The sequence below is a fragment of the Micromonospora sp. NBC_01638 genome, assembly GCF_045209745.1.
GTDB lineage: Bacteria > Actinomycetota > Actinomycetes > Mycobacteriales > Micromonosporaceae > Micromonospora.
Map to the genome: position 1 here is coordinate 6,713,228 of NZ_CP109273.1, position 26,670 is coordinate 6,739,897.

General features: G+C 68.3%; 26 protein-coding genes and 3 pseudogenes. 18 read left to right on the top strand and 11 right to left on the bottom strand.

Annotated elements, in window-relative coordinates:
- The first annotated feature begins 304 nt into the window (after window positions 1-304).
- From OG811_RS31155 to OG811_RS31170, 4 genes and pseudogenes are all read left to right on the top strand, one after another.
- Window positions 305-694, top strand: coding sequence for a hypothetical protein (locus OG811_RS31155; RefSeq protein WP_406070852.1), 390 nt, complete (start codon window positions 305-307; stop codon window positions 692-694).
- A gap of 43 nt (window positions 695-737) precedes the next feature.
- Window positions 738-1,004 carry a helix-turn-helix transcriptional regulator gene (locus OG811_RS31160; RefSeq protein ID WP_406070853.1) on the top strand — a complete coding sequence of 89 codons (267 nt, stop codon included), beginning with the start codon at window positions 738-740 and terminating at the stop codon, window positions 1,002-1,004.
- Window positions 1,005-1,210: 206 nt separating this feature from the next.
- Window positions 1,211-1,861: an NAD(P)H-binding protein gene (locus OG811_RS31165; RefSeq protein WP_406070854.1), complete on the top strand. Its 651-nt coding sequence runs from the start codon at window positions 1,211-1,213 to the stop codon at window positions 1,859-1,861.
- 27 nt (window positions 1,862-1,888) lie between these two features.
- Window positions 1,889-2,123: pseudogene (locus OG811_RS31170) on the top strand (elongation factor Tu); the annotation flags it as partial.
- Window positions 2,124-2,310: 187 nt separating this feature from the next.
- On the opposite strand, the gene OG811_RS31175 reads toward OG811_RS31170, so the two are convergent.
- Window positions 2,311-2,919: a TetR/AcrR family transcriptional regulator gene (locus tag OG811_RS31175; protein WP_406070856.1), complete on the bottom strand. Its 609-nt coding sequence runs from the start codon at window positions 2,917-2,919 to the stop codon at window positions 2,311-2,313.
- A 93-nt stretch (window positions 2,920-3,012) separates the two neighbouring features.
- Between OG811_RS31175 and OG811_RS31180 the strand changes: the two genes are divergently transcribed.
- Window positions 3,013-3,768, top strand: coding sequence for an SDR family NAD(P)-dependent oxidoreductase (locus OG811_RS31180; protein WP_406070858.1), 756 nt, complete (start codon window positions 3,013-3,015; stop codon window positions 3,766-3,768).
- Window positions 3,769-3,871: 103 nt separating this feature from the next.
- Here OG811_RS31180 and OG811_RS31185 read toward each other — a convergent pair whose 3' ends face one another.
- Genes OG811_RS31185 through OG811_RS31205 form a run of 5 tightly spaced genes read right to left on the bottom strand, consistent with a single transcriptional unit; the run spans window position 3,872 to window position 6,702 of the window.
- The gene (locus tag OG811_RS31185) at window positions 3,872-4,537 is read right to left on the bottom strand and encodes an NADPH-dependent F420 reductase (protein ID WP_406070859.1); all 666 of its coding nucleotides are present in this window, start codon (window positions 4,535-4,537) and stop codon (window positions 3,872-3,874) included.
- On the bottom strand, window positions 4,534-5,604 hold the full coding sequence (locus OG811_RS31190; protein ID WP_406070860.1) for an LLM class flavin-dependent oxidoreductase: 1,071 nt from the start codon (window positions 5,602-5,604) through the stop codon (window positions 4,534-4,536). Before OG811_RS31190 ends, OG811_RS31185 begins: the two co-directional genes overlap by 4 nt.
- A gap of 51 nt (window positions 5,605-5,655) precedes the next feature.
- On the bottom strand, window positions 5,656-5,892 hold the full coding sequence (locus tag OG811_RS31195; protein WP_406070861.1) for a hypothetical protein: 237 nt from the start codon (window positions 5,890-5,892) through the stop codon (window positions 5,656-5,658).
- A gap of 47 nt (window positions 5,893-5,939) precedes the next feature.
- Window positions 5,940-6,362: a (4Fe-4S)-binding protein gene (locus tag OG811_RS31200; RefSeq protein WP_406070862.1), complete on the bottom strand. Its 423-nt coding sequence runs from the start codon at window positions 6,360-6,362 to the stop codon at window positions 5,940-5,942.
- A 31-nt stretch (window positions 6,363-6,393) separates the two neighbouring features.
- Window positions 6,394-6,702: a GNAT family N-acetyltransferase gene (locus tag OG811_RS31205; protein ID WP_406070864.1), complete on the bottom strand. Its 309-nt coding sequence runs from the start codon at window positions 6,700-6,702 to the stop codon at window positions 6,394-6,396.
- A 441-nt stretch (window positions 6,703-7,143) separates the two neighbouring features.
- Between OG811_RS31205 and OG811_RS31210 the strand changes: the two genes are divergently transcribed.
- The 3 genes and pseudogenes from OG811_RS31210 to OG811_RS31220 all read left to right on the top strand — a co-directional run.
- Complete coding sequence (locus OG811_RS31210; RefSeq protein WP_406070865.1) at window positions 7,144-9,897, top strand: ATP-binding protein; 2,754 nt, start codon at window positions 7,144-7,146, stop codon at window positions 9,895-9,897.
- Between the two features lie 1,046 nt (window positions 9,898-10,943).
- Complete coding sequence (locus OG811_RS31215; RefSeq protein ID WP_406070866.1) at window positions 10,944-11,861, top strand: protein kinase domain-containing protein; 918 nt, start codon at window positions 10,944-10,946, stop codon at window positions 11,859-11,861.
- Window positions 11,816-11,995 (top strand): annotated as a pseudogene (locus OG811_RS31220) (IS5/IS1182 family transposase); the annotation flags it as partial. The gene OG811_RS31215 and the pseudogene OG811_RS31220, both read left to right, overlap by 46 nt.
- Here the strand turns inward: OG811_RS31220 and OG811_RS31225 are convergent.
- Window positions 11,965-12,441: a hypothetical protein gene (locus OG811_RS31225; RefSeq protein WP_406070867.1), complete on the bottom strand. Its 477-nt coding sequence runs from the start codon at window positions 12,439-12,441 to the stop codon at window positions 11,965-11,967. The pseudogene OG811_RS31220 and the gene OG811_RS31225 overlap by 31 nt on opposite strands.
- 43 nt (window positions 12,442-12,484) lie before the next feature.
- Window positions 12,485-13,609, bottom strand: a complete 1,125-nt coding sequence (locus OG811_RS31230; protein WP_406070869.1) for an RNA-guided endonuclease InsQ/TnpB family protein — start codon at window positions 13,607-13,609, stop codon at window positions 12,485-12,487.
- A 280-nt stretch (window positions 13,610-13,889) separates the two neighbouring features.
- Here OG811_RS31230 and OG811_RS31235 point away from each other — a divergent pair, with 280 nt between their 5' ends.
- The 3 genes from OG811_RS31235 to OG811_RS31245 all read left to right on the top strand — a co-directional run bounded on the left by OG811_RS31235 (window position 13,890) and on the right by OG811_RS31245 (window position 15,192).
- On the top strand, window positions 13,890-14,147 hold the full coding sequence (locus OG811_RS31235; RefSeq protein WP_406070870.1) for an ATP-binding cassette domain-containing protein: 258 nt from the start codon (window positions 13,890-13,892) through the stop codon (window positions 14,145-14,147).
- Window position 14,148: 1 nt separating this feature from the next.
- Complete coding sequence (locus tag OG811_RS31240) at window positions 14,149-14,280, top strand: hypothetical protein (protein ID WP_406070871.1); 132 nt, start codon at window positions 14,149-14,151, stop codon at window positions 14,278-14,280.
- A gap of 72 nt (window positions 14,281-14,352) precedes the next feature.
- Window positions 14,353-15,192 carry an alpha/beta fold hydrolase gene (locus tag OG811_RS31245; protein ID WP_406070872.1) on the top strand — a complete coding sequence of 280 codons (840 nt, stop codon included), beginning with the start codon at window positions 14,353-14,355 and terminating at the stop codon, window positions 15,190-15,192.
- On the opposite strand, the gene OG811_RS31250 is transcribed toward OG811_RS31245, so the two are convergent.
- Window positions 15,161-15,568, bottom strand: coding sequence for a hypothetical protein (locus OG811_RS31250; RefSeq protein WP_406070873.1), 408 nt, complete (start codon window positions 15,566-15,568; stop codon window positions 15,161-15,163). The genes OG811_RS31245 and OG811_RS31250 overlap by 32 nt on opposite strands.
- Before the next feature lie 179 nt (window positions 15,569-15,747).
- Here OG811_RS31250 and OG811_RS31255 point away from each other — a divergent pair, with 179 nt between their 5' ends.
- The 6 genes and pseudogenes from OG811_RS31255 (at window position 15,748) to tuf (ending at window position 21,209) form a co-directional block, all read left to right on the top strand.
- Window positions 15,748-16,605 (top strand): NAD(P)-dependent oxidoreductase, encoded by an 858-nt coding sequence (locus OG811_RS31255; protein WP_406070875.1) that lies wholly within the window; start codon window positions 15,748-15,750, stop codon window positions 16,603-16,605.
- A gap of 29 nt (window positions 16,606-16,634) precedes the next feature.
- Window positions 16,635-17,303: a hydrolase gene (locus tag OG811_RS31260; RefSeq protein WP_406070876.1), complete on the top strand. Its 669-nt coding sequence runs from the start codon at window positions 16,635-16,637 to the stop codon at window positions 17,301-17,303.
- A 128-nt stretch (window positions 17,304-17,431) separates the two neighbouring features.
- Window positions 17,432-17,712: pseudogene (locus OG811_RS31265) on the top strand (transposase); the annotation flags it as partial.
- A 22-nt stretch (window positions 17,713-17,734) separates the two neighbouring features.
- Entirely contained in the window at window positions 17,735-18,139 is a 405-nt protein-coding gene (locus OG811_RS31270) for a GNAT family N-acetyltransferase (protein WP_406070877.1), read from the top strand.
- A gap of 20 nt (window positions 18,140-18,159) precedes the next feature.
- A complete protein-coding gene (locus OG811_RS31275) occupies window positions 18,160-18,981 on the top strand; it encodes a SigB/SigF/SigG family RNA polymerase sigma factor (RefSeq protein WP_406070878.1) in 822 nt (273 codons plus the stop codon).
- A 1,040-nt stretch (window positions 18,982-20,021) separates the two neighbouring features.
- Complete coding sequence (gene tuf, locus OG811_RS31280; protein WP_406070880.1) at window positions 20,022-21,209, top strand: elongation factor Tu; 1,188 nt, start codon at window positions 20,022-20,024, stop codon at window positions 21,207-21,209.
- A gap of 349 nt (window positions 21,210-21,558) precedes the next feature.
- Here tuf and OG811_RS31285 read toward each other — a convergent pair whose 3' ends face one another.
- On the bottom strand, window positions 21,559-22,209 hold the full coding sequence (locus OG811_RS31285) for an NAD(P)H-binding protein (RefSeq protein WP_406070881.1): 651 nt from the start codon (window positions 22,207-22,209) through the stop codon (window positions 21,559-21,561).
- 196 nt (window positions 22,210-22,405) lie between these two features.
- A complete protein-coding gene (locus tag OG811_RS31290; RefSeq protein ID WP_406070883.1) occupies window positions 22,406-25,132 on the bottom strand; it encodes an AAA family ATPase in 2,727 nt (908 codons plus the stop codon).
- A gap of 330 nt (window positions 25,133-25,462) precedes the next feature.
- Between OG811_RS31290 and OG811_RS31295 the strand changes: the two genes are divergently transcribed.
- Entirely contained in the window at window positions 25,463-26,452 is a 990-nt protein-coding gene (locus OG811_RS31295; RefSeq protein ID WP_406070885.1) for a protein kinase domain-containing protein, read from the top strand.
- The last annotated feature ends 218 nt before the right edge of the window (window positions 26,453-26,670 follow it).

Consider the following 26,670-nt stretch of genomic DNA (forward strand, 5'->3'; position numbering starts at 1 on the left):
GACCGCCCACTCCGCGTCGGTGGTGTCCGAGGGATAACGCCGCGTCCGGCGGCTGGGGCAGATGCGCGGACACCGCCGGCAGCGCCTCGGGTGCGTCCAGAGATGCGCTGGCGCCGGCAACCAGGTACAACGTCATATTGGACCTTGAGGTCGAGCGTGGCAGGTGTGGTTACCTGCGCTCGTACCTCAAGGCCCAACCCATGATCAACCCGCCACGCCGCACGCCTCACAGCCAGTTCCCGGACTGGCTCTCACACGGACCCTGCGCGGGACCGACAGAGCAATCGCTGGCTGCGGCAACGCGGTGGCGATCCTCGACGACGAGCAGCATGCTCACGTCATCCAGGCTGCCTGGCGAGCAGACCAAGCCGAGACCACCGCACTCAACGCCGTCGTCGCCCAGGACGTCGCCCACCCCTACGGGAGTACGGAGGCCTCCTTGGCCCAGTACGCGATGGCAGTGCTCCACAACGGGCTGGGCAACTACTCGGCCGCGCAGGAGGCTGCGGCACGGGCGCTCGAGTCCCAGGAGCTGTCGCTCAGCAACCTGGCCCGCTCCGACTCATCGAGTCAGCCGCCCGTGCCGGGCAGCCTGACCGCGCGGTCGAAGCGATGGAGCAGCTCTGCTCCCGGGCTCGCGCCAGCGGCATCTCGTCTACGGCGAGTGGTTACGTCGAGAGGGCCGCCGCCGTGACGCCCGAGACCAGCTCCGTACCGCCCACGAGCTCCTCACCGACATGGGCGCTGAAGCATTCGCCGCACGCGCCGCAAGCGAGCTCCGCGCAACGGGCGAGCACCCGCGCGCACGAACCGCGCGGCCGACGGACCAGCTCACCGCCCAGGAGCTGCACGTCGCACGGCTGGTGGCAACTGGAGCAACCTCCCGTGAGGTCGGCGCACAGCTGTTCCTCAGCCCACGGACCATCGAGGCCCACCTGCGCAACATCTTCCGCAAGCTCGGCGTCACCTCACGCCGCGAGCTCAAGGAGTTCCACCTTCCCTGACCGGACCGGAGCGGGTGCGCCGAAGATAGGTGTCTCCTACCGACGCGAGGGCCACGCCGCGGCGGCCAGGCTGGCACGATGCGCCAGTACCCCGACCCTCACCCCGCTCGAGCAGGTCTGCCGTCGACGACCCTGGTGACCGATCGCCACCGGGTGTGGCGACGTACCGCGGAGCTTAGCGCCCCCGTGCGGCCGGGAACGGAATGATGAAGGCCTTCATCATCGGCGTCAGTGGGGCCGTCGGTGGGCTGCTGGCGAGGAACCTGATCGACCGGGGCGACGACGTCGCCGGACTGGTACGCCGTGAGGAGCAGCGGACAGACCTCTCTGCCCAGGGAGTCGAGGCTCACGTGGCTCAGCTCGCGGACCTGACTGCTGACTCGCTGGCCCCCATGCTCACCGGGGCGGACGTCGTCGTCTACACCGCCGGGTCGAACGGCGGTAAGTGGGAGGTCACGGCCGCCATCGACGGCGAGGGTGTGGTGAAGGCTCTGGAGGCGGCACGCCTCGCTGGTGTGAGTCGCTTCGTGCTGGTGTCCGTGCTTCCCGAGGCCGGGCGCGAGCATGACCTCGGCGACGACGTGGAGTTCTACTTCGCGGTGAAGAAGCTGATCGACGTCACGGTCAGCATGAGCGACCTGGATTGGCTGATCCTTCGGCCATCCCTGCTGGTCGACCGCAACGGGATCGGGACGGTCTCGCTGGGTCCGGCGCAGCCCCACGACGAGATCCCCCGTGAGGACGTGGCCGCCACGCTGGCGTTGCTGCTTCACGAGCCCCGGATCCGCAGGCGAATCCTCGAGCTCACTCAAGGCACGACACCGATCGCCTGGGCGGTGCTGGCGAACCTGCCGTGACCCGCTCCGCCGGCTTCGAGGACCGCCGAAGGCGGGCGCCACGCCGTTCCTCGCCAACTACCGGCCGCAGTTCTACTTCCGCACCACCGACGTGGTCGGGTCGATAGACCTCGGTGACCTGACGATGGTCCTGCCGGGTGACACCGTCGACCTGTCGGTGGAGCTGGGCAGGCCGATCGCGATGGATGTCGGGCTCGGCTTCGCCGTCCGGGAGGGCGGCCGTACCGTGGCCGCCGGCACCGTGACCGAACTACTCGACTGAGATACGGGGCAGGGCCGTTACACACGACCCTGCGACTACACGGTGACCGTCACCCACGGCACCCGCGTCGAGGCGACCGGCCGGTGGACACCACGGAGCGCGAACCTGCGTGTGTGCTACGTACCCGCACCGTCCGGGTTATGGCAATCTGATCAGCCATCCACCCAACCACCTAACGGCGTTGGCTCTAGACGGGCGGCCAGTTCCGGAGGGCGGCGTCGGCGACCACTTGAAGGTCGGTGCGCTCGGCGCCACCGGCGGCCTGCACCGCGACGCCGTTGGCGATCGTCAGGATGTACCGGGTCAGCAGCGCCGGATCGGTTCCCGCGGGCAGGTCGCCCTCGTCGACGGCCCGCTGGAACCGTTCCCTCAACAGGGTGCTGGTCTCGTTGCGCCATGAGGCCAGCAGGTCGCGGATCGCCTGCCCGCCCTCGCCAGATATCAGGGAGGCCCGCAGGCTGAGACATCCCTTCGGGCAACTGGGCAGGGTGCTGCTGCGGACAGCGCCGTCGAGGAACACCGTGGCCACCCGCTGGGCGGTCGGCTCGGCAAGCGCCTGGGCTCCGTACGAGGCCGGGCCGTCGGTATACCGCTCTAGAACCTTGCGGAACAGCTCCTCCTTGTTACCGAAGGCCGCGTACATGCTGGTTCGGTTGATCCCCATGGCCTGGGTCAGGTCGGTGAGGCTGGCGCCCTCGTAGCCGCGCTCCCAGAACACCCGCATCGCGTTCTCGAGTGCCTCGTCGGCGTCGAAGCCCCGGGGCCGGCCGACCGACGCCCTCTGTTGGATGCCCACGTGATCCAGCTTACCAGTTGTGTACCGATCGATGCAGAACTGCTACCTTAATTCCGTACCGATCGATCGGTACATAATTACGCGGAGGAAATCATGGGTCAGCTCGAAGGCAAGACGGCCGTCATCACCGGCGGCGGGACGCGGGGAATCGGCCGGGCCACCGCCGCGCGACTGGCGGCCGAGGGCGCACACGTCTTCATCACCGGCCGGCGCAAGGCCGAGCTGGACGAGGCGGTCGACGTCATCGGCGCGTCGGTCACAGCCGTGCCCGGCGACATCACCGATCCGGCCGACCTGGACCGGCTGTACAGCGTGGTCCGCGAGCGCGGGAAAGGCATCGACATTCTGTTCGCCAACGCCGGCGTCGCGTCGTACGCGACCATCGAACAGCAAACCTCAGAAGAGTTCGACCGCATCTTCAACATCAACGTCAAGGGCACCTTCGCCACGGTGCAGAAGGCGTTGCCCCTGCTCAACGACGGAGCCGCGGTGATCCTGAGCGCCTCCACCGCCAGCGACCGAGGCATGCCGGCCTTCGGCGCCTACGCCGCGTCCAAGGCCGCCGTCCGCTCCTTCGCCCGCACCTGGGCGAACGAGCTCAAAGGCCGCGGCATCCGGGTCAACGCGATCTCGCCAGGGCCGATCGACACCAGCGGCGTCGAGGAGATGAGCGTGGCGGCCGGACAGGATCACGAGGTCGTCAAGGCCAGCCTGGCCGCCATGGTGCCGATCGGCCGGACGGGTAACCCCGAGGAGGTCGCCCATGCCGTCGCCTTCCTGGCCTCCCAGGACAGCAGCTTCATCGTGGGCGCGAACCTCTACGTCGACGGCGGAGTGAATCAGTTCTGAGTGACCACCGCCCACACAGGTCGGACAACAAGGAAGGGCCTGAGCTGCGTTTCCGCAGCTCAGGCCCTTTCAACAACCTGCGCGCCCGAAGGGACTCGAACCCCTAACGGTTCTCGAAAGCGGCTGAGGCCGAGGCTGCGGTGAGGGTTCGCAGCTCGGCGGCCTCGACGTTCGCTCCGAATGCAGCAGTTCCGGGCTCGAGGCGAGCGCCGGCCACGAGGGAGCCGATCGCAACGGCGTCGAATCCGAACGCGTTGATCAGCTGTGACACCGCGGCGACGTCCTCGGGAGAGTCGCCGGCGATCGCGATCGCCTTGCGCCCGCGCCGCCCTGCGGAACGAGCCTCGTCCTCGAGGTCGTGATAACCCATGTGGTTCAGGGCCTTCACGACACGCGCGCCCGTCAGGAACCGCTGGACGGCATCGCTGGAAGAGATACCGGGCGGGGCAATCGTGTCGCGGGGGCCGTCGATCTCCCACCAGTGGTTCATCGCATCCACGACAAGCTTCCCCCTCAGCTCGTTCGCCGGGAGGTTGCGGTGCTTGCTGAGCGGGAGCGCGAGGATCACCACGTCCGCGGCCGCCGCGACCTCGGTCGGCCACACGGCAGTCGCGCCGGGGGTCAGAACCTCGGTGGTCAGCGCGATCCTCGCAGGATCTCCGGAGCCGGAGATCAGGACGCGGTAGCCTGCGGCGACGGCCAGGCGTGCCAGGACGGTGCCGACCTTTCCGGCACCCATGATGCCGATCGTGGTGACATGAGAGGTCATCGTGCCACCCGCGCCGTGACCGCAGGCTGCTCGGCCAGAAGCTCACGCACCCGCGGGATGACCTGCGTGCCGTACAGCTCGACCGACCGCATCCGCGCGGAGGCGGAGACCGTCCCGGCGGCGGAGTAGATCATGTCGAAACGGCCCACGTCCAGCACCCGAATCGCGCGGGCGATCTTCGCCGCGACGGTCTCGACCGAGCCGACGTACAGCGAGCCGTGCTCCACGTCGGCATCGAACTCCCGCCGCTGGATCGGCGGCCAACCGCGCAACGCGCCGATCCGATCGCGGATCTCCCTGTAGCCGGGGTAGAACAGCTCCCTGGCCTCCTCGTCGGTCGCGGCGACGAAGCCGGGCGAGTGCATCCCGACTGGCTGAGCGGTCGTGCCGAGCTGCTGGTGCGCACGTCGGTACAGGTCCGCGTACGGAGCGAAGCGATCGGGTGCGCCACCGATGATGGCGAGCATGAGCCGGAACCCGTAGCGCGCGGTGCGGAGCACCGACTGCGGCGAGCCACCCACTCCCACCCAGGTGTTCAGACGTCCCGAGTCCGTCTTCGGGTAGACGTCCGCGTCCTGCAGGGAGGCGCGAGTGGTGCCCTCCCAGGTCACCGGCTTCTCGTCCAGGAGTCGGTGGAACAGGTCGATCTTCTCCTCGAACAGCACCTCGTAGTCCTTCAGGTCGTACCCGAACAACGGAAACGACTCGGTGAACGATCCTCGCCCGAGGATCACCTCGGCACGACCGCTGGAGAGCGCATCGACCGTGGCGAAGCGCTGGAACACCCGCACCGGATCATCCGAGGACAGCACCGTCACCCCCGACGCGAGCCGGATGCGCTTCGTGGCGGTCGCGATGCCGGCGAGCACCGTCTCCGGACTGGAGATCGCGAACTCCGGCCTGTGGTGCTCACCCAATGCGACCACGTCGATGCCGATCTGGTCGGCCATCACAGCCTCGGCCACTGCCGCGCGGATCGCCTCCGCGTGCGAGACGATCTCCCCCCGATCATCACGGGGGAGGTCTCCGAAACTGTCGATACCGAACTCGATCTGCGATGCGTCCATCCTGTGCAGCTCCTTCAATGCCTTCGTCTCTTCTGTGCCCGCCGATGCGTCTCAGGAGGCGTGCCTCGTCACGGCGAAGACGACGACCTCTGCGACATCGGTGGCGGTGACCTCCACCTGCTTCCAAGCGGTCACCGCCACCGCACGCGTCTCGGCATGGGTGATGTGCTGGGGCAGTTCCGTGGCGGCGCTGCCCGGCTCGATCAATGTGACGCGGATCTTCGGTCTCAGCTCGAGGCGCAGCGCGTCGTGGCTGCCCTGCTCGGAGAATTGCACAATGCGCACCACCTGCTCGGCCCTTGCTCATCCGGCAACTGACAGGCCGGGGTGTCGGGTCAGCCCTGCGGTATCTGACCGCAAGGCCCTCCGTGATCGCAGTACGGCTGCAGGCGGCTTTGCCCGCAACCACACAGGATGACCCTGGTCTCAGCGCGCGCGCCTTGCGACGTGTCCACTCTCAACTCACCGCGCACGATCAATTGTCCGATGGAGTCGCGCGTGATCTGCGTGGGCCGGTCCGGGGCCTCCGCCCCGCCGTCTACGAGTGCGTACTGCAACGCTCCGGAGGGACAGCGCCGCACCACTTCGGCCAGGCGCTCGGCCTCGGCACCGTCGGGGCGGATCCACGGACGCTGACCCGTGTCGAACACCTCCGGCAGGCCGCGGACGCACTCGCCGGCGTGCAGGCAACGCCTGGCCTCAAAGGTCACGGTGATCGACTGGCCCTCGTACGCCTTCTTTACGGTTCTGCTACTCATACCGACCTCCGTCGCTGCCGTGCCCGGCTGGTCAGTCGCTGACTCTGCTGCGGGCTTGGTACACCAGGTCCTGGTACTCGGGGTGCCGGGCGATCCACCCCGCGAAGAATGGGCAGGTGGGCAGGACCAACAGGCTCGCGGCGCGGGCCTCGTCGAGGCCGGCGCGGGCTAGGGCCGACCCAACTCCCCTGCCCTCGTACTCCGGCGAGACCTCGGTGTGTACGAACGCGATGAGTTCCGTGGTGCGGATGTATTGCGCGACGCCCGCGACCTTGGACTCTCCCTCGACCCGAGCCTCGTACCGTTTGGCTTCGGGAACATTGCTCACATTCACTGCCATGTGTCCTCCATCAGATCTCACCTGCATGACGGGCCGACCGGCGCGGCGGTCAGGTCAGAGATCGCTTCCAGCGTGTCCGGCGAGGAGCTGCGTCTCCCAGGCGAAGGCCACCCCGGTGGTGCCACCGTGCTGCATCTGGACCTCGGCGGCGCCCGGCACGGTCTCCTCGCGGGCCCAGTCGCAACTGGTCCGGTCTTTGCCTTGTTGTCAGGCTGGCAGTGGTGGTGGCGCCTTCGCGTCCGTAGAAGCCCCTGATGTCCTCTCCGGTCGTCACCGTGCCGCGAGGTGGACGGTCGCTGCCCGGGCGTGCCAGGACCAGCAACGGCGTCGGCGGGCGCGCCGGCCACCCGACGGCGGTGGAGACCCCGGTTTGGCGGCCGCGGTCGCATCGGTGACACTTACCTAAGTTCTACGTTCCTTGTACGGTGCCGACGGACTCAGGTGGAGAGTGAACTGGCGAACCTTCTGGGCCGGCGCGCAGAGCGCGACACGGTCAAGCAACTGCTGATCCGGGCACATGCCGGACACAGCGGGACACTCGTGGTGCGCGGGGAAGCAGGCATCGGGAAGACCGCGATCCTGGGGCACGCCCGCGACACCGCGGCTCGATCCGGGTACCGGATCGAGTCCGCGGTCGGAGCAGAGTCCGAGACCCAGTTCGCGTTCGCCGGTCTGCACCAGCTGTGCGCGCCGCTGCTGGACCGGGTCGGTGTGCTGTCCGAGCCGCAGCAGGCCGCCCTCGGCGTGGCGTTCGGCTTGCGCGGCGGGGCGACACCGGACCGGTTCCTGGTCGGGCTGGCCACCCTCAACCTGCTCGCCGAGATCGCCGAGGAACAGCCGCTGCTGTGCCTCGTCGACGACGCGCAGTGGCTGGACGAGGCCTCCGCACAGGTCCTGGCGTTCGTGGCACGCCGGGTCGGGGCCGAGCGGATGGCCCTGGTCTTCGCACACCGCGACGCCAGCACGAACGAGGTCCACCCGCTCTCCGGACTGCCAGAGCTGCGCCTGGACGGCCTCGGCACCAAAGATGCCGAAGCGCTGCTGGCGGCCGCGGTCCGCACCCCGCTGGACGACGAGGTCCGTGAGCGGATCATCGCCGAAGCGCGCGGCAACCCGCTGGCGCTGCTGGAACTCCCCCGCAGCACGCCGCCGACACAGCTGGCCGGCGGGTTCGAGCTGCCCGACACCCTCACCGTCCCGCACCGCGTCGAGGACGAGTTCCGGCGCCGCAGCGGCAGCCTGCCACCCGACACCCAGCTGCTGCTGCTGGTCGCCGCCGCCGACCCGACCGGCGACGTGGCGCTGCTGTCGCGCGCGACCGCGCAGCTGGGGATCGCCCGCACGGGGGCCGCACCCGCAGAAGCCGCCGGACTACTCGAGATCGACACCCGGGTGCGATTCCGCCACCCGCTGGCGCGCTCGGCCGTTTACCGGGCCGCCACCCCGCCGGACCAACGCCGCGCCCACGGCGCGCTGGCCGCCGCCACCGACCCTCAGCTCGATCCGGACCGGCGCGCCTGGCACCGCGCACAGTCAGTCCTGGGCACCGACGAGGAAGCCGCCGCGGAGCTGGAACGCTCGGCCGACCGGGCGCGGGCCCGTGGCGGGCTGGCCGCCGCGGCCGCGTTCCTGCAACGCGCGGCAACCCTCACCCCCGATCACGCCACCCGTGCCCGGCGGGCGCTGGAAGCCGCCCGCGCCAAGCACGAAGCCGGCGCCTCCGAAAGCGCGCTGGAACTGCTCACGGCGGCGCCGCTCGGGCCGCTGGATGCCCTGCAACGCGCGCATCTCGACCTGCTGCGAGCCCAGATCGTGTTCCACCTGACCCGAGGCACCGAGGTGTCGGGCATGCTGATGGATGCCGCCAAGGCGTTCGCCCCGTTGGACGCCGCGCTGTCCCGCGAGACCTACCTACATGCGCTGGACGCGGCGATCATCAACGGCGGGGGCGACGCGGTGCGCATCGCCGAAGCGACCCTGGCCGCCCCCGCACCCGGGGTGCCGGCGCGACCGGTGGACCTGCTCCTCGACGGGCTCGTGACGACCTTGACGAGGGGCTATGCGGCGGGAGTGCCCGGGCTACGGCTCGCGCTGGCAGCGTTCCGCGACGGCCCGCAGGCGGAATCTGTGCAGTCCAGCCAGAGCGACCGTTGGCTGTGGCTGGCCGGCCGCAACGCCGTGGCGGTCCTCGACGACGAACTGCTCTACGTGCTGGCCGCCCGCAACGTCCAGCTCGCTCGTGAGGCCGGCGCGCTGGCGACGCTCCCCGCCGCACTGAACTTCCTGTCCATCACGTCGGTCCTGATGGGCGATCTCGCCCACGCCGACGAGCTGGCCACCGAGGCCACGGTGATCACACAGGCGACCGGGGGCGTGCCGTTGCGCCATGCTCGCGTCATTCTCAACGCCTGGCGTGGCGACCAGGCCGAGACCACTGCGCTCAACGCCATCATCGCCAGCGATGTCACCTACCCCGACGAGGGCGTGGAGGTCTCCCTGGCCCAGTACGCGATGGCAGTGCTCCACAACGGGTTGGGCAACTATTCGGTCGCGCAGGAAGCCGCGGCGAGGGCGTGCAAATCCGACGAACAGTCGATCAGCAGCACGGGCCTACCCGAGCTCATCGAGGCTTCCGTCCGTGCCGGCGAGCCGGAACGAGCGGCACTCGCACTGGAGCAGTTCAGCTCACGCGCGTATGCGTGCGGCACCTCGTGGGCTCTGGGCCTGGCCGCGCGCTCACGAGCGCTGACGAGCACGGGGCCGGGTACCGAGGAGCAGTACCGCGAAGCGATCGAACGGCTCGGAGAGTCCCGGATGGCCAGCGACGCGGCTCGTGCTCACCTCGTCTACGGTGAGTGGCTGCGCCGCGAAGGCCGCCGCCAGGACGCGCGCAAGAGACTCCGCACCGCCTACCAACAGCTGTCGGAGCTGGGCTTGGAAGCGTTCGCCGAGCGCGCCGCCCGCGAGCTGCGCGCCACCGGTGAACACCCACGCAAACGCAGCACCCAGCCGGCCCACGCCCTCACCACCCACGAGTTGCACATCGCCCGATTGGTCGCCACCGGGGCGACCTCCCGGGAGATCGCCGCACAGCTGTTCCTGAGCCCACGCACCATCGAAGCGCACCTGCGCAACATCTTCCGCAAACTCGGCATCACCTCCCGCCGACAGCTCAAGGATCTGCCGCTTCCCTGACCAGACATGCACACACACGGCCAAAAGCCCCTGGGGAGGCCAGAGCTGTCGCAAGGTAGGGATATGACCGGATGGCCGGTCATCGGGTAGCCACGCTGGTTCCGGTTGGTTGCGTTGAAGAGCGCGGCCTTCTGGTGATCATTCAGGTGTCTAGACTGAATGATAAAGGCGAAGGACCGCGCTCGTGGAAGCATCATCGTTGATCGGGCGGGCTGTCCGCACGTCTGCACGCCGTGTCGCAGCAGGTGCAGCAGGACACATCGGGGTCGTTGGCGCAGGTGCCGGACCCGCGTGATCCGCGAGGTCTGCCCGCGACCACGGCCACGGCCGCCAGACATCCGCCAGCTGCAAGCGGTCACCTGCACCGGGCCGCTGCGCCTGGACTTCCCGCACGCCCAGCAAGCCCTATGGATCCGCCGCCGCCGGCTCAACCCGGCCAACGGCGCCGGCCCAGAAGGTTCGCCAGTTTCATTCCCACCCGAGCCCGTCGGCACTGCAATAAGTAGGTAAGTGTCACCGACGCGAAGCTCACCCGCCAAACCCAAGTTCTCAACTGTGGACGGGGCGACGATCCGGCCGCCGCATGCTGGGCCTGCCCGCACACCGGCCCCGTCGCTGGTCTGGCACGCCCTGGCACCGACCATCCACCTCTCGGCACGGTGGCGACCGGCGAAGCAATCAGGGGCTTCCACCGACGCGAAGGTGCCGCCACCGATGCCAGCCTGAAGACACGCCATGACCGGCAACGACCGGACCAGCGCCGGACCCCATCCGCCCGGGAACGGCCTTGAACCGCGAGGTCGCCGCCCCCTTCGAACCGTTGACGCGAAAGGAACCGCCATGTCAGTCAGCGCTGTCATCGACGTTGCCAGGCGGAACCTCAGCTACGGCGATGTTCGTGCCGCGAAGGGCCTTTCGTTCCGGCCCGACCTCGCCGGTGGGGCCGGCACTCATGTGTCCCAGTTGCCCGGTGTTGCGAAGCGGGGTCTGGACTTCGCCGCCGCGGAACTCCACCAAGAGCGAGCGAGAGCAGTTAGGAAATCCTGATGAGCACGAATCGAGTCCTTTATGGAAATTATGAGGTAGGCGATCTCATTGGCTCGGGCGGTATGGCCAATATTCGCCTAGGTCGTGACATCCGCTCAGGTCGCTCCGTTGCGATCAAGGTGCTCCGCAGAGACCTTGCACAGGATCCCCTGTTCCAATCCAGGTTTCGACGCGAGGCGCGGATGTTGGCTCGCCTCAACCATCCTGCAATCGTCTCCGTCTATGACACTGGATATAAAGAGGTGGAAGGAGGCTCGGCGGATAAGGTGCGCGTTCCATATATCGTCATGGAGTATGTCGCTGGCCGGTCCCTGCGGGACCTCCTCAAGGTTGGCGAGCTAAGACTCAAGGAATCGATCCAGTATCAGGTCGGGGTCCTCTCGGCGCTTGAGTTCAGTCATCGCGCGGGCATTGTCCATCGCGACATCAAACCGGCCAATGTGATGATCACGACCGAGGGTGCCGTCAAAGTCGTGGACTTTGGAATCGCACGCGCCAGTGGTGATTCAGCCGCGACGATAACCCAAGCCCACGAGGTCCTTGGAACTCCCCATTATCTCTCTCCCGAGCAGGTGCGCGGTGAAACCGCGGACGCCCGCAGCGACCTTTACTCCGCAGGCTGCCTGCTCTACGAACTACTTACCGGGCGGCCACCCTTTATCGGTCCTGACCCGCTCTCTGTCGCCTACCAACACGTCTACGAGGAACCCGCGCGGGCCAGCACGCGCCGTCCAGACCTCACCCCCGCGCTTGATTCCGTACTCGTGAAGGCTCTCGCCAAAGCCCGAAAGGATCGATTCCCGAACGCGCGAGCGTTCAGAGAGGCGCTCCAGTCCGCGACGAAGGGCATCATTCGCGAAGATGGCGGTGCTCACAACGTGCCCGGCGCGCTACCCGCACTGGTACCCGTGCCCTGAGCTGCTTCAAGCAGGCGGTCCTGGTCATCCGCTGGTTCCTGGATCGCACCAGGGCCAGCCAGCTGGCCGCCGACAACGCGATCGGTAAGTCCACCGTCTACGACTACCTGCATGAGGGCATCGGCGTGCTCGCCCCCACGCGCCGAGTCTGGAGGCGGCGACCGCACCGGGTGTCGATCTCCAGCAGCCCGGCTGCCTCGGCTGCCTCGGCCGCTTCGCGGCCGATGCCCAACTGCGCGGCCGCCCGCCGCAGCAACTCCACGTCGCCGGTCGGCTCGGCCGCGGCGACCAACAGCAGCAACTGCGTGTCGGCGGGCAGGCTGCCGGAGCGGCGCCGGAATGCGTCCTCGACGCGGTGCGGGACGCCCAGCGCGTCGGGCAGCTCGAACCCGCCGATCAGCTGTGCGGGCTGCGCACTGCGAGGCAGCTCCAGCAGCGCCAAGGGGTTGCAACGCGCCTCGGCGACGATCCAGTCGCGTACCCGGTCGTCCAGCGGTGCGCGGACCGCGGCTGCCAGCAGCGCCCGGGCGTCGGTCTCGCCGAGTCCGTCCAGCCGTAGCTCCCGCAGTCCGGCGAACACCCCAACGTCGCGGTCGGTGGGGTCGCTTGACGATCTCTCCGCGCTAAAGGACGGAGGTTCCCTCCACGCTGCGCGTGGAACACGCGGCGTCCGGGCGGATTCCTGCTTCGCGGCGCGGTGCCGGCACGGGTGCCGGTCTTACCTGCGCTCCACAGACGTTTAGGCTCTCGGCGCGTCCCGCCGCGAGTATGTTGATGGCCGCGTTGACGTCCCGGTCGTGGGTCGATCCGCATGGGCAGGTCCACGATCGGAGGTTGAGCGTCATCTTGTCGTTGATCCGGCCGCAGTCGGAGCACATCCGGGTGGAGGGAAAGAACCGGTCCACCCGGCCGAAGGTCCGCCCGTACCGGGCGGCTTTGTACTGCAACATGTCGGTGAAGCTGGCCCAGCCCGCATCGTGCACGGACTTCGCGAGTCTGGTTCGGCCGAGACCGGTCACGCACAGGTCCTCGACGTATACCGCTTGGTTGTCGCGGATGATCGTCGTGGACAGTTTGTGCTGCCAGTCCCGCCGGGTGTCGGCCACCCGGGCGTGCGCCCTGGCGACTTTCACGACGGCTTCCTTGCGGTTCTGACTGCCTCGCTGCTTGCGGGACAGGTCCTGCTGCAACCGCTTGAGCTTGCGGGCCGCGCGGCGCAGGAACTTCGGTGCGGTCACCTTCGTGCCGTCGGAAAGGACGGCGAAGTGGGTCAACCCGAGGTCGATGCCCATCTCGGACTCGACCGGCGGCAACGGCTCGTCTGTGGTCTGCACAACGAACGAGGCGAAGTACCGGCCCGCAGCGTCCCGGATCACCGTGACCGAGGTGGGCTCGGCCGGCAAATCCCGCGACCAGCGCACGCTCAGGTCACCGACCTTCGGCAACCGCAGCCGGCCATTGGCACAGACCTTGAACCGGCTGTTCCTGGTGAACCGGATGGCCTGCCGGTTGTCCTTGCGGGACCGGAACCGCGGCGGAGCCACCTTCCGACCTTCGCGTCTGCCGGTGACCGAGGCGAAGAAGTTGCGGTACGCGGTGTTCAGGTCCGCGAGGGCCTGCTGCAGCACCACCGACGACACCTCGGCCAGCCACGCCCGTTCGGGTGTGGCTTTGGCCAGGGTGATGACCTGCCTGGACAGCTCCCCGTCGGTGACGTACCGCCGTCCGGCGGAGTAGGTGGTTGTCACCGATGCGAATCGCAATTCTTCCCGATGCCGGCCGCCTCTGCACGGCCGCGTTCTCAACGCGGACGGATTGATGACTCGGATGCCGCAGGTCGAGACAGGCCTCGAGCACGCGGCTTTCGTCGCTGGTCAACCGCACCAGCCGCCCAACCTGGCTGCCTCGCACAGACAGCGACCAGCTCGCTTGCGGCTGAGTGCGCTGACGGTGAGAGCTAAGGGGTTTATACCGATGCCAAGGTGCCGCCAGTGGCGGAAGCCTTGTGTCGAGACGAAAGGATCCGTGATGCCCGTCAGACCTGTCATCGAAGTCGACCAACTGAACGTCACCTACGGCGAGTTCGACGCCGTCAAGGATCTCTCGTTCCAGGTCGCGCGCGGGGAGCTCTACGCACTCTTCGGCACCAATGGTGCGGGCAAGACCTCGACCCTGGAGGTCATCGAGGGCCACCGGACGGCGTCGGCGGGCACGGTGCGCGTGTTCGGCAAGAGCCCCACGGACCGGCGCGCGGTGCGTCCTTCTGCCCGGAGGCTCGGCTACTGAGTTGATCGTCAACGCCTGGAACGGCGGGGTCCCACTGGCCGACTCCATGCTCCTGCTGGCTCCGACCTTGGTCTGGGTGGCGGTGGCGATTGTGCTGGCCGCGCGGATGTTCTGCTGGGAGCCCCGTCGATAAGCGCCGCGACACGACAACGACGTCCAGCGCGGACACAACCCACGAAGTACGCGACAACAGAAGGAAACAATCATGGGATTCATCGCCGTAGGGATCGAGAACAGCACCCCGATCGAGCTGCACTACGAGGATCAGGGCGCAGGTCAGCCGGTTGTCCTCATCCACGGGTATCCGCTGAACGGCCACAGCTGGGAGCTTCAGACGCGTGAGCTGCTTGCTGCCGGATACCGGGTGATCACCTACGACCGTCGTGGCTTTGGGCGCTCGTCGAAGGTAGGTTCCGGCTACGACTACGACACGTTCGCGGCCGATCTGAACACCGTGCTGGAGACGCTCGACCTGCGCGACGTCGTCCTCGTCGGGTTCTCGATGGGCACCGGTGAGCTGGCCCGCTATGTCTCGCAGTACGGCCACCAGCGGGTGGCGAAACTGGCGTTCCTCGCCTCACTCGAACCGTTCCTGGTCGAGCATGACGACAACCCCGGGGGCCTGCCGCAGAAGGTGTTCGACGGGATCGAGGCCGCGGCAAAGCGTGACCGCTACGCCTGGTACACGCAGTTCTTCTCGGACTTCTACAACCTCGACGAGAACCTTGGCAGCCGGATCAGCCAGGAGGCTGTCACCGGCAGCTGGAACGTCGCCGTCTCCAGCGCGCCGGTGGCGGCCTACGCCGTCGTGTCTTCTTGGATCGAGGACTTCCGCGCCGACGTCGAGGCGGTCCGTGCCAGCGGCAAACCGGCCCTGATCCTGCACGGCACCGCCGATAAAATCCTCCCGATCGACGCTACCGCCCGGCGCTTTCGCCAGGGCCTGCCCGAGGCCGAGTACGTCGAGATCGAAGGCGCCCCACACGGGCTGCTCTGGACCCACGCCGACGAGGTCAACGCCGCCCTGCGCACCTTCCTCGGCTGAGCTGACGGAAGGGACACCGCGCGGAGAACTCGAGGAAGGAACGACATATGGGCGAGAAACCGATGTCGGTACGGGACGATCGGCGCCATATACCCTCGCTGCGGCCGCCGCTGCCCTGGACGTCGACGACGGTGACCCGGGCCAGCGAGATCGGACGCGGCCATTGGGGATCCCAGGCGGTCGCCACCGCGGTGACGGCGGCGCGATCGGTGAAGAGTCCGTCGCCGGCAGGCCCGGCCAGGCGTGCCCATATCTGGACGAGGTACGACAGCGGCGGCACCTGCCGCGCCCGGTCGCCCACCTGGGACCACGCCTGACGGGCGGTGTACTCCGGCGGCGTGGAGCCGGGGTCGTCCGGGTCCACCTGGGCGCTCACCTGGTGGTAGTCGCCACGCTGGCCGGCGGCACTGGCGGCGACGATCGCCGCCGGACGCCAGCGTCATCATCCTGGGACTTCGCCCAACGCCACCCGAAAGGTTCACCGGCGTGAGTCCATGGCCTGCCACACCCCTGCGTGTGGGCACAGCACAGATGTATTGAATAGGAGCTAGACGCATGGCAACGATCGCAATCGTGGGATTCGGCGACATGGGCGAGCAGATGGCGCCTCATCTACTCGCTGCCGGACATCAAGTGCGAGTATCTGATATCGCGGACTCCCGGCTCGAAGCAGCTAGGCGCATGGGGACGACCGCAGTCGCGTCGGCCGCAGAAGCGGCGCGGGGCGCTGACGTGATCTTCGGCCTCGTGATGTCGAATGACATCCCGACCGCCTACCTGGGCGACGATGGAATACTCGCCGGCGCTCGACCTGGTGCATCAGTGCTGATCTGCTCGACTACCACCCGCGCAATCATTGAGCAGGTCCACGCGGCGGCACCCAGCGGAGTGGTCGTGCTCGACTCGCCCATTGTTGGCGGTGTGAAGTACGCGCGCGAGCGAGCGATCACGTTCCTGGTCGGCGGATCGGCCGACGATTTCGAGCGGGTGAAGTCGGTGCTCGATGATCTCGGCAGATCCCGGCACGTGGGTGAGTTCGGTGCGGGCGTGGACTACAAGCTGATCACCAACGTAGCCATCATGGCTGCGGAGGCGGGGCTACGCGAGGCGTTGGACCTCGCGGACATCCTCGGGCGAGACTATGAGATTTCGTTGGAATTGATGGCGGCAGGGCCTATGAAAGCGGTCGTGGAGCGCGCTCTGGACGTCAGCAACCCTCGTCCGCTACGTCGCTCTGCGGAGGACGACGACACGCTGGTGTCTGCCGTCGATGACCCGGCCAGGTTGCTGCCGATCTCCAACGCAGGCCGGCAGCGACTGTGGGAGGCAGTCAATGTCGATCCGGAATTCGAACCCGACTTCGTGGACCTGACGCGCAAGACCACCTCGCGCGCCGCCAGCATCCGCTCTTAGGCAAGCAGAACCACCAGAGGAGATTACGTATGACTACCGTGCAGACCAGCAAGATGGATCCTGAACCGATCCGCGATCCCGATTCCGACCACCTCTTGACACCGCAGAACTGCGCCATTGCGTTCATCGACTACCAGGAGGGCCAGTACGCCACAGTCGGTTCCGCCAGCCGGGAGGAGATCGGCCTCGGTGTGGTGACGCTGGCGCAGCTGGCGCGAGCTTATGAGATTCCGACGATCGTGACCACCGTGGCGGTGGGAATGGGGGTGAACAAGCCGACCGTCGATGAGATCAGTCGTGAACTACCCGGCATCACTGAAATCGACCGGACAGGTGTCAACTCCTGGGAGGATGCGGACTTTCGGGCCGCGATCGAGGCCACTGGACGCAAGAAGATCGTGATGGCCGGCCTGTGGACAGAGGTTTGCCTCGCGTTCCCAACCCTGGACATGCTCTTGGAGGGCTACGAGATCTACCCCGTGATCGATGCCGTTGGAGGCGTTTCAGCGGTCACCCACCAGGCAGCCATCGACCGCATGCTTCAGGCTGGGGCACAGCCGATCACCTCACTGGCGTTCGGCTGTGAGCTCATGCGCAACTGGGCCCGCTCGGACGCTGACCGGTACCGGACCATCATCAACGACTACTTCCGCCGCAAGCGTGAAGCAGGGCAGTCCGCAGGCGACCTGTTCTCCTAGGCGGTGTTTCACGAGTGGGCTGGGTTGCCGACCCGGGCTTGATCATCGCGGCGTGTCGGTGATCGATGGATGGCGAGGTCTCCGGTAGATGGTTCTTCGACCAAGAAGACCTGAGCACCGGAGACCTCGTGGCCGGCGTAGCGGCAACGAGGCGGCACGATTTGACCGACGCGCAGTGGACGGTGCTGGAGCCGTTGCTCAGGGGCAAGAAGCGAGGTCGGCCGCCGAAATGGAGTAACGGCTGCTCATCGATGAAATCAGATGGCGGACCAGGGTCGGATCCCCGTGGCGGGATGTGCCGGAATGCTATGGACCCTGGCAGACGGTATACGGGTTGTTCCGCCGGTGGCAGCGTGACGGCACGTGGCGGCGAATCGTGGCCGGATTGCAGGCCACTGCGGACAGCAGGACCAGTCCCGAAAGGACACCAGATGACTCAGAAGCTCTATGACAACACCGGTGCACCCGTATCGGTAAGGCTCAGTAAAACTCGCCCGATCGGCACCTACACCATTAACCTCGCTGAGGGGTCACCCGTCGGCCGGGTGGACTTCGTCGACTCCCCCAAGGTAGATGGTGAGCGAATCGTCTTCCACACCGAAGTAGACCGGGAGTTCGGTGGACGGGGCCTGGCCGGGCTGCTGGTCCGCGAGGTGCTCGCGGACAGCATTCGCACGAGTGTCACCATCGTTCCGGTGTGCCCGCTGTTTGCGGGCCATTTGAAAAGGCATGGCGACGAGTTCGTCGCGGGTGGCGGCAAGTTCCGTCCGCCGACACCTGCCGACATCGCGCTCGTCAGGCGTGCTACGAAGCCCCACGTCTCTTCTCCACGATGAAGGTGCAGGGAGGATCACCAATGACCGCGTGCACGATCAGCGAGCAGCGGACCAGACCGTCCGCCGCCCAGAAGCGCGACCCGCGCCCGCCCACCGACAGCGCCGCCGACCTGCTCCACGCGATGGCCACGCTGCCCGCCGACCACCTGTCGCGTTCCGCGCTGCGCGACCGAGCCATCGAGGCGTGGCTGCCGCTCGCCAGCCACCTCGCCAGGCGGTACGGCGGCCGGGGCGAGCCCACCAACGACCTGGCACAGACCGCCGCGGTCGGCCTGGTCAAGGCGATCGACAAGTTCGACCCCTCGCGCGGCGAGGATTTCGCCGGCTACGCCATCCCGACCATCATCGGTGAGCCCAAGCGGCACTCCCGCGACCGCACCTGGGACGTCCGGGTGCCCCGCCGCCTCCAGGAGTTGCGGCTGGCCATCTTCGACGCCAACAGTTCGCTGCTGCAGGCCCTGGGCCGTTCGCCGACGGTCGCCGACATCGCCGCCCACCTCAAGATCACCGAGGAGGAGGTCCTGGAGGGCCTGGAGGGCGCCCGGGCGTACAACGCGGTGTCCCTCTCCACCCCCACCGGCGACGGCGACCGGGCCACCGAGCTGGGCGACCTGCTCGGCGATGAGGATGGCGAGTTCGAGCTGGCCGAGCTGCGGGTCGCCCTGGGCCCGGCGCTGGCCACGCTCGACGAACGCGAGCAGCGGATCCTCACGCTGCACTTCTACGGCAACCTGACCCAGTCGCAGATCGCCGAGCAGATCGGCGTGTCCCAGATGCACGTGTCCCGGTTGCTGGCCCGGGCCCTTACCAAGCTGCGCGGGCAGTTGGACGGGACGTACTAGTGGGTCGGTACTTTCCGAGGTGTCGTACGACCTGCCGGTGCGGGCGGCGCTGGCCGAGGCGCTGCACGCGGCCGGCACCGCGGTCCTGGTGGCGCCGCCCGGCACCGGCAGGACCACCCTCGCTCCCCTCGCGGTGGCCGACGAGGTCGTCGGTCGGGTGGTGGTCGCCGAGCCTCACCGGCTGACCGCCCGGGCCGCCGTTGACGAACCTGGCGGGACCAGCCGGCGCCCTACCAGCAGCGCTCAAAGGCGCGTCACCCCATCAGCCGTCCGTGATCCCAACCCATCGCCAGGGCCTCAATCTGTCGCAGGGCTTCACGTCCAAGCTGAACCAGGGGTCATCCCGGCAGGCGGCTCAACCACGGCAGGCTACGAGACACCGCCCCAACGGCTGAGCAGGACGGCCCCGGCGCGTCGCTCTTGTCGGAGCACCCAAGGAGCACGGGCTACGCATCAGACGTCACCAGAGCCGCCCTCGGCGCCTATTAGGGCTGCTGCGGCGCGCGCGGCACCGTCATCGTCCCCTTCTACGGCCGGAACCTGCCCGAGCCCCTGCGCGAGGTCAACCGCTCCCACGCCAAGATCCGCCATGCCTGGCCGCCAGGGCCGGCAGCATTCATTTTCTCATTGCCAGGCGCGGCTACCCACGCCTTTCGGGGATCGACCACGGTCGGCGGCGTTCGGCCAAGCCCACCCACGCCCTGCACCTGGTCACCACCCTCCGCCGCCGTAGAGGGGGGCCGGGAATATCAGTCGCCCGCCAGAGGTTCGAAGCTAGCGTGATCGCCACATTCGGCACCGTCGGCTCTGTGCGGCCCGCAGGTTTCCACCTGCCGGGCGCCGCCGACGTCTGCGCGTGGCTGGCTGATACCCGAGGCTGACCCTCCTCCCGCTCCGGCAGAACCACGGAGGAGGGTGGCCCGGCGCTCCGGCGCTGCCCTGGCAGGCGCGCCGCGACATGCGGTTCTGGCGCGGTTTCCGCGGAGTGGCATCCGCCCGCGTTCGTCGTCCGCCAACTCGTCTCCAGTGTGGAGCTCATCATGGCCAAGAGCCAATTCGTGCGCGCGAAGCCACACCTCAACATCGGCACGATGGGTCACGTCGACCACGGCAAGACGACCCTGACGGCCGCCATCACCAAGGTCCTCGCCGACCGCGACCCCGCCGTCAACCGGTTCGTGTCCTTCAACGGCATCGACCGGGCGCCGGAGGAGGTAGCGCGCGGCATCACCATCAATATCGCGCATGTCGAGTACGAGACCGAGACCCGGCACTACGCCCATGTGGACATGCCCGGCCACGCCGACTTCGTGAAGAACATGATCACGGGGGCGGCGCAGGTCGATGCCGCGATCCTGGTTGTCTCCGCGCTCGACGGGGCGATGCCGCAGACCCGCGAGCACGTGCTGCTCGCTCGGCGGGTCGGCGTGCCCTACCTGGTGGTGGCGATGAACAAGGCCGACGCCGTCGAAGACCCGGAACTGCTCGACCTGGTTGAGCTCGAGGTGCGGGAGCTGATGTCCGAGTACGGGTTCCCCGGCGACGAGGTGCCCGTCGTACGGGTGTCGGCGCTGCGTGCCCTCGAGGGCGACCCGCGCTGGGTGTCCTCCGTCGTGGAGCTGCTCGACGCGGTCGACCGGTACGTCCCGGTGCCACCCCGCGAACTCGGCGAGCCGTTCCTGATGCCGATCGAGAACGTGCTGACGATCTCCGGGCGGGGGACGGTGGTGACCGGCGCGGTCGAGCGGGGCATCCTACGGATCGGCGACCCGGTGGAGGTGGTCGGCCTCGGCCCGACGCTGTCGACCGTGGCCACGGGGCTCGAAACGTTCGGCAAGTCGCTGGCGGGCGCCGAGGCCGGGGACAACGCCGCCGTGCTGCTGCGCGGGGTCAAGCGCGACCAGGTACAGCGTGGTCAGGTGGTGGCGCTGCCCGGCAGCGTCACGCCGCACCAGCGGTTCCGGGCCAGGCTCTATGCGCTGACCACCGCCGAAGGCGGGCGCCACACGCCGTTCCTCGCCAACTACCGGCCGCAGTTCTACTTCCGCACCACCGACGTGGTCGGGTCGATAGACCTCGGTGACCTGACGATGGTCCTGCCGGGTGACACCGTCGACCTGTCGGTGGAGCTGGGCAGGCCGATCGCGATGGATGTCGGGCTCGGCTTCGCCGTCCGGGAGGGCGGCCGTACCGTGGCCGCCGGCACCGTGACCGAACTACTCGACTGAGATACGGGGCAGGGCCCCTTGCCAACAAGGGGCCCTGCCCCGTACTGGGAACAGGGACTTGATCTGAGACGGCGGGTTCACCCGCACGCCCTCGGGCCTTGACAAGTTCCGCAGCGCGGGGGCTGCGGTCCTTAGCCGCTGCCCCGGAGCAGACCACCTACGAGTCGTGGACGCCGCTCTACGGGAACGCCGAGCACGCCACCAAGAAGCCTTTGTTCACAGATCCGAGCATCCCGGCCGACACCGGCGAGGTGCGGGGGCCGAGCGAAGGCGTCATCGACAGGCAACGGAGCCGAGCGTCGGGCGACGGCTCGGCGGCCAGGACCCCTCGGACGCCTGAGTGGGGTCATCAAGGGAGGTTCGCGCTGACGGCGATAGCGATCGGCGTCGATCCTTGAGTGAGCTCGAGGATCTGACGCCGGATCCGTGGCTCGTGGAGCAGCGCTGCTAGCGTGGCGGCGACGTCCTCGCGCGCGATCTCGTCGTGCGGCTGCGCCGGGCCGAGGGACACGCTGCCGATTCCCGGCCGGTCAATGAGCATCGACGGCCGGAGGATCAACCAGTCGAGGTCGCTCTGGCTCACCGTGACGTCGACGAGCTTCTTGACCGCGAAGTAGAATTCCTCGTCGTCGCTCAGGTCCTGGTCGCGCCCGGCCTCGGGCATCACGGACACCAGTGTGAAGCGGCGCACCCCGGCCAGAGTTGTGGCCTCAAGAGCTCTGACGACGCCCTCACCGTCGATCGCTGCCGTGACACCCCTGGCGCCGCCGTTCGATCCCGCGGTGTACACCACTGCATCGACCCCACGGAGCATCGATCCCAGGGAGTCCACGCTCATGCCCGCGAGCTGACCTACGGATGCGTGGACGCCCCGCCTCATGAGCTCGAACTTTTGCTCGTCCCGACGCACCAAGCCGGATACGGCGTCGCCGCGCTCGGACAGGTCATCGGCGAGCAACCTGCCCACGGCGCCACTGACACCAAGGATGAAGACCTTCATCGCGGTCCGATTGTGACGCCATGCAGCGCTTGGAGCGTGATGGCGACCGTCGCTTCCTCGTGGACGAAGGATGTGCCTGCCAGGAAGGGCAAGTCGAGGGTGTGGGTGGATTGGAGCATCTCGTCAGGCTCGCAGCCGCGGTGAGGCTTCGCGTCGGTAGAACCCACCGATACTCGTGACACCCGCGCCCGCCTGGTCAGGGAAGGTGCAGCTCCTTGAGCTGACGGCGCGAGGTGATGCCGAGCTTGCGGAAGATGTTGCGCAAGTGAGCCTCGATGGTCCGAGGGCTGAGGAACAGCTGTGCGCCGACCTCACGGGAGGTTGCTCCGGTGGCCACCAGCCGCGCGACGTGCAGCTCCTGGGTGGTTAGTTCGTCGGTCGGCTGCGCGGATCGCGCGCGTGGGTGCTCGCCGGTCGCGCGGAGCTCGCGTGCGGCGCGGGCCGCGAACGCCTCCGCCCCCATGTCGGTGAGGAGTTGGTGGGCGGTGCGGAGCTGGTCTCGGGCGTCTCGGCGGCGGCCCTCACAACGTAGCCACTCGCCGTAGACGAGGTGGGCGCGGGCGAGGTAGCCGCGCATTCGGCTGCTCCCGAGGTGTTCGATCGCCGCGCGGTACTGATCCTCGGCCGACGATCCGGTGCTCATGAGCGCCTGGGCGTACGCCACCAGCCCTAGTGCCCACGGCGTGCCGCTGACGCGAGCCCGGGCGCCGAACTGCTCCATCGCCTGGGTCGCGCGCTCCGGCTGCCCCGCACGGACGCAAGCCTCGATGAACTCCGTGAGGCTCGAGCCGCTGATTGCAAATTCACGCGACGTGCAAGCCCGGGCCGCGGTCTCCTGGGCCACCTCGTAGTTGCCCAGCCCGTTGTTGAGCACCGCCATCGCGTACTGGGCCTGGGACGCGTCCGTGCTCCCGTCGGGATAGGCGACGTCTTGGGCGGTGCTAGCGCTGAGCGCGGTGGTCTCGGCCTGGTCGCCACGCCAGGCACCCAGGATGACGCGAGCATGCCGCAGCTCCACGCCGCCGGTGGCTTGCGTGATCGCAGCCGCCTCGGCGGCGAGCTCGCCGGCTCGGGCGAGCTCGCCCATCAGGACCAATGTGATCGAGAAAAGGTTCAGCGCGGTGGGGAGCGTCGCCAGCGCGCCGGCCTCACGAGCCAACTGGACGTTGCGGCTGGCCAGGAGGTAGAGCAGCTCGTCGTCGAACATCGCTACTGCGCTGCGGCCGGCCAGCCACAGCCAGCGGTCGCTGTGACGGTCCCGCCCAGCATCTGCGTACGAGCTGTCGCCAATCGCTTCAATGGCGCGCCGTAGCCCGGGTGCTCCCGCCGTGTATCCCCTCGTCAGGGTCGTCGCGAGGCCGTCGAGGAGCAGGTCCACGGGCCGAGCCGGTACTTCGGCTGGAGGAGCGGCCAGGGCCGCTGCGGCGATGTGCGTCGCGTCGTCGCCGCCGTTGATGACCGCCGCATCCAGCGCATGCAGATAGGTCTCGCGAGAAAGTGCGGTGTCCAGCGGGGCGAGCATCTTGGCCGCGTCCAGCAGCTTTCCCGGCACGCCGCTGTCTCGTGTCAGGTGGAACCCGATCTGGGCGCGGAGCAGTTCCAGGCGGGCGCGTGGCAGGGCGTCCAGCGGCCCGACAGCCGCGACCGCCAGCAGCTCGAGGGCGGCCTCGGGCGCACCGGACTCGTGCTTGGCGTGGGCGCCCGCAAGTGCCCGCCTCGCGCGAGCAGCAGGTTCAGGGGACAGCTCGGCTGCGCGCTGCAGGAACGCGGCCGCGGCGGCCACACCCCCGCGGGCACGCGCCCGCTCGGCCGAGCGCTCCAACCCTTCAGCGACCTCTTCGTCAGCTCCGAACACCGACTGTGCGCGGTGCCAGGCACGACGATCAGGGTCGGCCTGTGGGTCGGTCGCTTCGGCCAGCGCGCCGTGGGCGCGGCGACGGTCCGGGAGGGTGGCTGCCTGGTACACCGCGGACCGCACCAGCGGGTGACGGAACCGTACCCGGACGTCGATCTCCAGCAGCCCGGTGACCTCCGCGGGTGTCGCAACCTCGCGAGCCAGGCCCAGGTGCGCGGCCGCACGCCACAGCAGGGCCACGTCACCTGTCGGCTCGGACGCGGCGACCAGCAGCAGCAGCTGCGTCTGCGGGGGCAGGCTGGCTGACCGGCGTCGGAAGCCCTCCTCCAAGCGGCGTGGGACGCTCAGCGCGTCGGGCAGCTCGAACCCACCGGCCAAGTATGGCGACCGCATGTTGCGGGGCAGCTCCAGCAGCGCCAACGGGTTGCCGCCCGCTTCGGCGAGGATCCGTTCGCGCACCCCCTCGTCCAGCGGTGTGCGCACCGCAGCGTTGAGCAGCACCCGGGCATCGGACGCGCCGAGCCGCTCCAGACCTAGCTCTGGTAACCCGGCGAACGGAAGGCGGTCGTCGTCGGAGTCGCGCACCCCGAACACGAGGGCCAACCTTTCGGCCCCCACCCGTCGGGCCACGAAGGCCAGGACCTGCGCCGATGCCTCATCCAGCCACTGCGCGTCGTCGACAAGACACAGCAGCGGTTGTTCCTCGGCGACCTCGGCCAACAGGTTGAGGACGGCCAGCCCGACCAAGAACCGGTCCGGCGCGGCGCCACCGTGGAGTCCGAACGCCACCCCGAGGGCGGCCCGTTGCGGCTCGGGCAGCGTGCCGGTGCGTTCCAGCAGGGGAGCACATAACTGGTGCAGCCCAGCGAACGCGAACTGCGTCTCGGACTCGGCGCCGACCGAGGGCTCCACCCGGAAGGCCGAGGCGAGTGCCGTCTGGTGAGCGTGCTCGAGCAAGGCAGTCTTCCCGATGCCGGCTTCTCCGCGCACCACAAGAGCGCCGCTGCGCCCGGACCGAGCCAGGGAGAGGAGCTTCTCGACCGCGTCACGCTCTGAACGCCGGCCCACGAGATCCGCCAGGTCGTGCTCCCGTCAACGCGCCAGATGTAGGTAGCCGCCACCGTAGTCGTCCCTGATGCGAAGCGCCAAAGTTCCGGGTTAGCACCTGCCACCTCAGAGTTCTCGGTGGCGCCAGGCCGTGAAGACCTACGTGGTTGTGACCGACGCGAGGGCTCGGCCTCCGGTGCGAACCTGATGACTCGCCAGGACCGGGCATCCGGACCCCGGCGCACCCGGGGCTGATGGACTCCGGAGCCCCGTGGCGGGCGTTTTCAGACCAGACGAACCATCCGACGTCGAACCCGTCCCCGGTACGACCACGAGAAAGTTGAGGAGACCATGAGCACGGATCGCGTGCTTGGCGGACGCTATGAGCTCTGCGACGTCCTGGGCCGGGGCGGCATGGCCGTTGTTCACCTGGCTCGTGACATCCGTCTCGAGCGCTGGGTCGCGGTCAAGGTGCTCCGCGCAGAGCTAGCCCGCGATCCGCTGTTCCGATCCCGGTTCCGGCGGGAAGCACAGGCGGTCGCCCGCCTCAATCACCCCGGCATCGTCTCCGTTCATGACGTCGGACATGAGCACGTAGAAGGCAGCCGGGCGGACGAGCCGAACGTTCCGTTCATCGTCATGGAGCACGTCGCCGGCCAGTCGCTGCAGGCCCGCCTCCGCGAGGGCGCGCTCGCGCTGGAGGAGTCGATCCAGCATCAGGTAGCGGTCCTGTCGGCACTCGAGTTCAGCCATCGCGCAGGCGTTGTCCATCGCGACATCAAGCCCGCCAACGTCATGGTCACTCCCGACGGCGCAATCAAGGTCGTGGACTTCGGCATCGCGCGTGTCGATGGTGATGCCGGCGCCATAGCAACCCAGACCCACGCGCTCCTCGGAACCGCCCAGTACCTCTCTCCCGAACAATTGCGCGGTGAGATCGCCGACGCCCGCAGCGACCTGTACTCCGCGGGCTGCCTGCTCTACGAGCTGCTGACCGGGCGGCCGCCCTTCGTCGGTGGCAACCCGGTTGCCGTCGCCTATCAGCACGTGCACCAGGAGCCCCCGCGAGCCAGTGCCTACCGCACCGAGGTGACTCCGGCGCTTGACGCGGTGCTCCTCACGGCGCTCGCCAAGGACCGAAAGGACCGGTTCCAGAGCGCTCGATCGTTCAGGGAAGCGCTCCAGTCCGCGGCTAAGGGCCTGGTCCGTGCGGACGAGCGCACCGATATGGGACGCGTTGGACAACGCGATTCCGATCCACCCGCCTTGGCACACCACGACGGCGTCGACGGTCTCCACCGCATCGCCATCGGGCCACTCGCCTCGTCGACCCGCCCGTGACGAGAACAAGGCCACCACACGATCCGCCTAGGCGAACGGTCCGCACTGGGCTCACCACAGGAAGGAACACCATGCGGCATCGTCGCCCAGGCGACGGGTGACCGCTACGTGGTGCTGCGCGGCGTTCGCGGCCGAGCAGCGTGCTCAGGAGCAGGCGCGTCGTCCCAAACCATCCGCCCCGCAGCCGCACGGCTCGGGTCTCGGGGAGGGCGTCTGCT

Bases quoted from the DNA above. Each gene is read 5' to 3' on its own strand.
- OG811_RS31215 (WP_406070866.1), top strand. From the start codon at position 10,944: ATGAGCACGAATCGAGTCCTTTATGGAAATTATGAGGTAGGCGATCTC.
- OG811_RS31285 (WP_406070881.1), bottom strand. From the start codon at position 22,209: ATGAAGGTCTTCATCCTTGGTGTCAGTGGCGCCGTGGGCAGGTTGCTC.
- OG811_RS31235 (WP_406070870.1), top strand. From the start codon at position 13,890: ATGCCCGTCAGACCTGTCATCGAAGTCGACCAACTGAACGTCACCTAC.
- OG811_RS31245 (WP_406070872.1), top strand. From the start codon at position 14,353: ATGGGATTCATCGCCGTAGGGATCGAGAACAGCACCCCGATCGAGCTG.
- OG811_RS31185 (WP_406070859.1), bottom strand. From the start codon at position 4,537: ATGACCTCTCATGTCACCACGATCGGCATCATGGGTGCCGGAAAGGTC.
- OG811_RS31165 (WP_406070854.1), top strand. From the start codon at position 1,211: ATGAAGGCCTTCATCATCGGCGTCAGTGGGGCCGTCGGTGGGCTGCTG.
- OG811_RS31205 (WP_406070864.1), bottom strand. From the start codon at position 6,702: ATGGCAGTGAATGTGAGCAATGTTCCCGAAGCCAAACGGTACGAGGCT.
- tuf (WP_406070880.1), top strand. From the start codon at position 20,022: ATGGCCAAGAGCCAATTCGTGCGCGCGAAGCCACACCTCAACATCGGC.
- OG811_RS31255 (WP_406070875.1), top strand. From the start codon at position 15,748: ATGGCAACGATCGCAATCGTGGGATTCGGCGACATGGGCGAGCAGATG.
- OG811_RS31260 (WP_406070876.1), top strand. From the start codon at position 16,635: ATGACTACCGTGCAGACCAGCAAGATGGATCCTGAACCGATCCGCGAT.
- OG811_RS31200 (WP_406070862.1), bottom strand. From the start codon at position 6,362: ATGAGTAGCAGAACCGTAAAGAAGGCGTACGAGGGCCAGTCGATCACC.
- OG811_RS31295 (WP_406070885.1), top strand. From the start codon at position 25,463: ATGAGCACGGATCGCGTGCTTGGCGGACGCTATGAGCTCTGCGACGTC.
- OG811_RS31180 (WP_406070858.1), top strand. From the start codon at position 3,013: ATGGGTCAGCTCGAAGGCAAGACGGCCGTCATCACCGGCGGCGGGACG.
- OG811_RS31190 (WP_406070860.1), bottom strand. From the start codon at position 5,604: ATGGACGCATCGCAGATCGAGTTCGGTATCGACAGTTTCGGAGACCTC.
- OG811_RS31270 (WP_406070877.1), top strand. From the start codon at position 17,735: ATGACTCAGAAGCTCTATGACAACACCGGTGCACCCGTATCGGTAAGG.
- OG811_RS31275 (WP_406070878.1), top strand. From the start codon at position 18,160: ATGACCGCGTGCACGATCAGCGAGCAGCGGACCAGACCGTCCGCCGCC.
- OG811_RS31160 (WP_406070853.1), top strand. From the start codon at position 738: ATGGGCGCTGAAGCATTCGCCGCACGCGCCGCAAGCGAGCTCCGCGCA.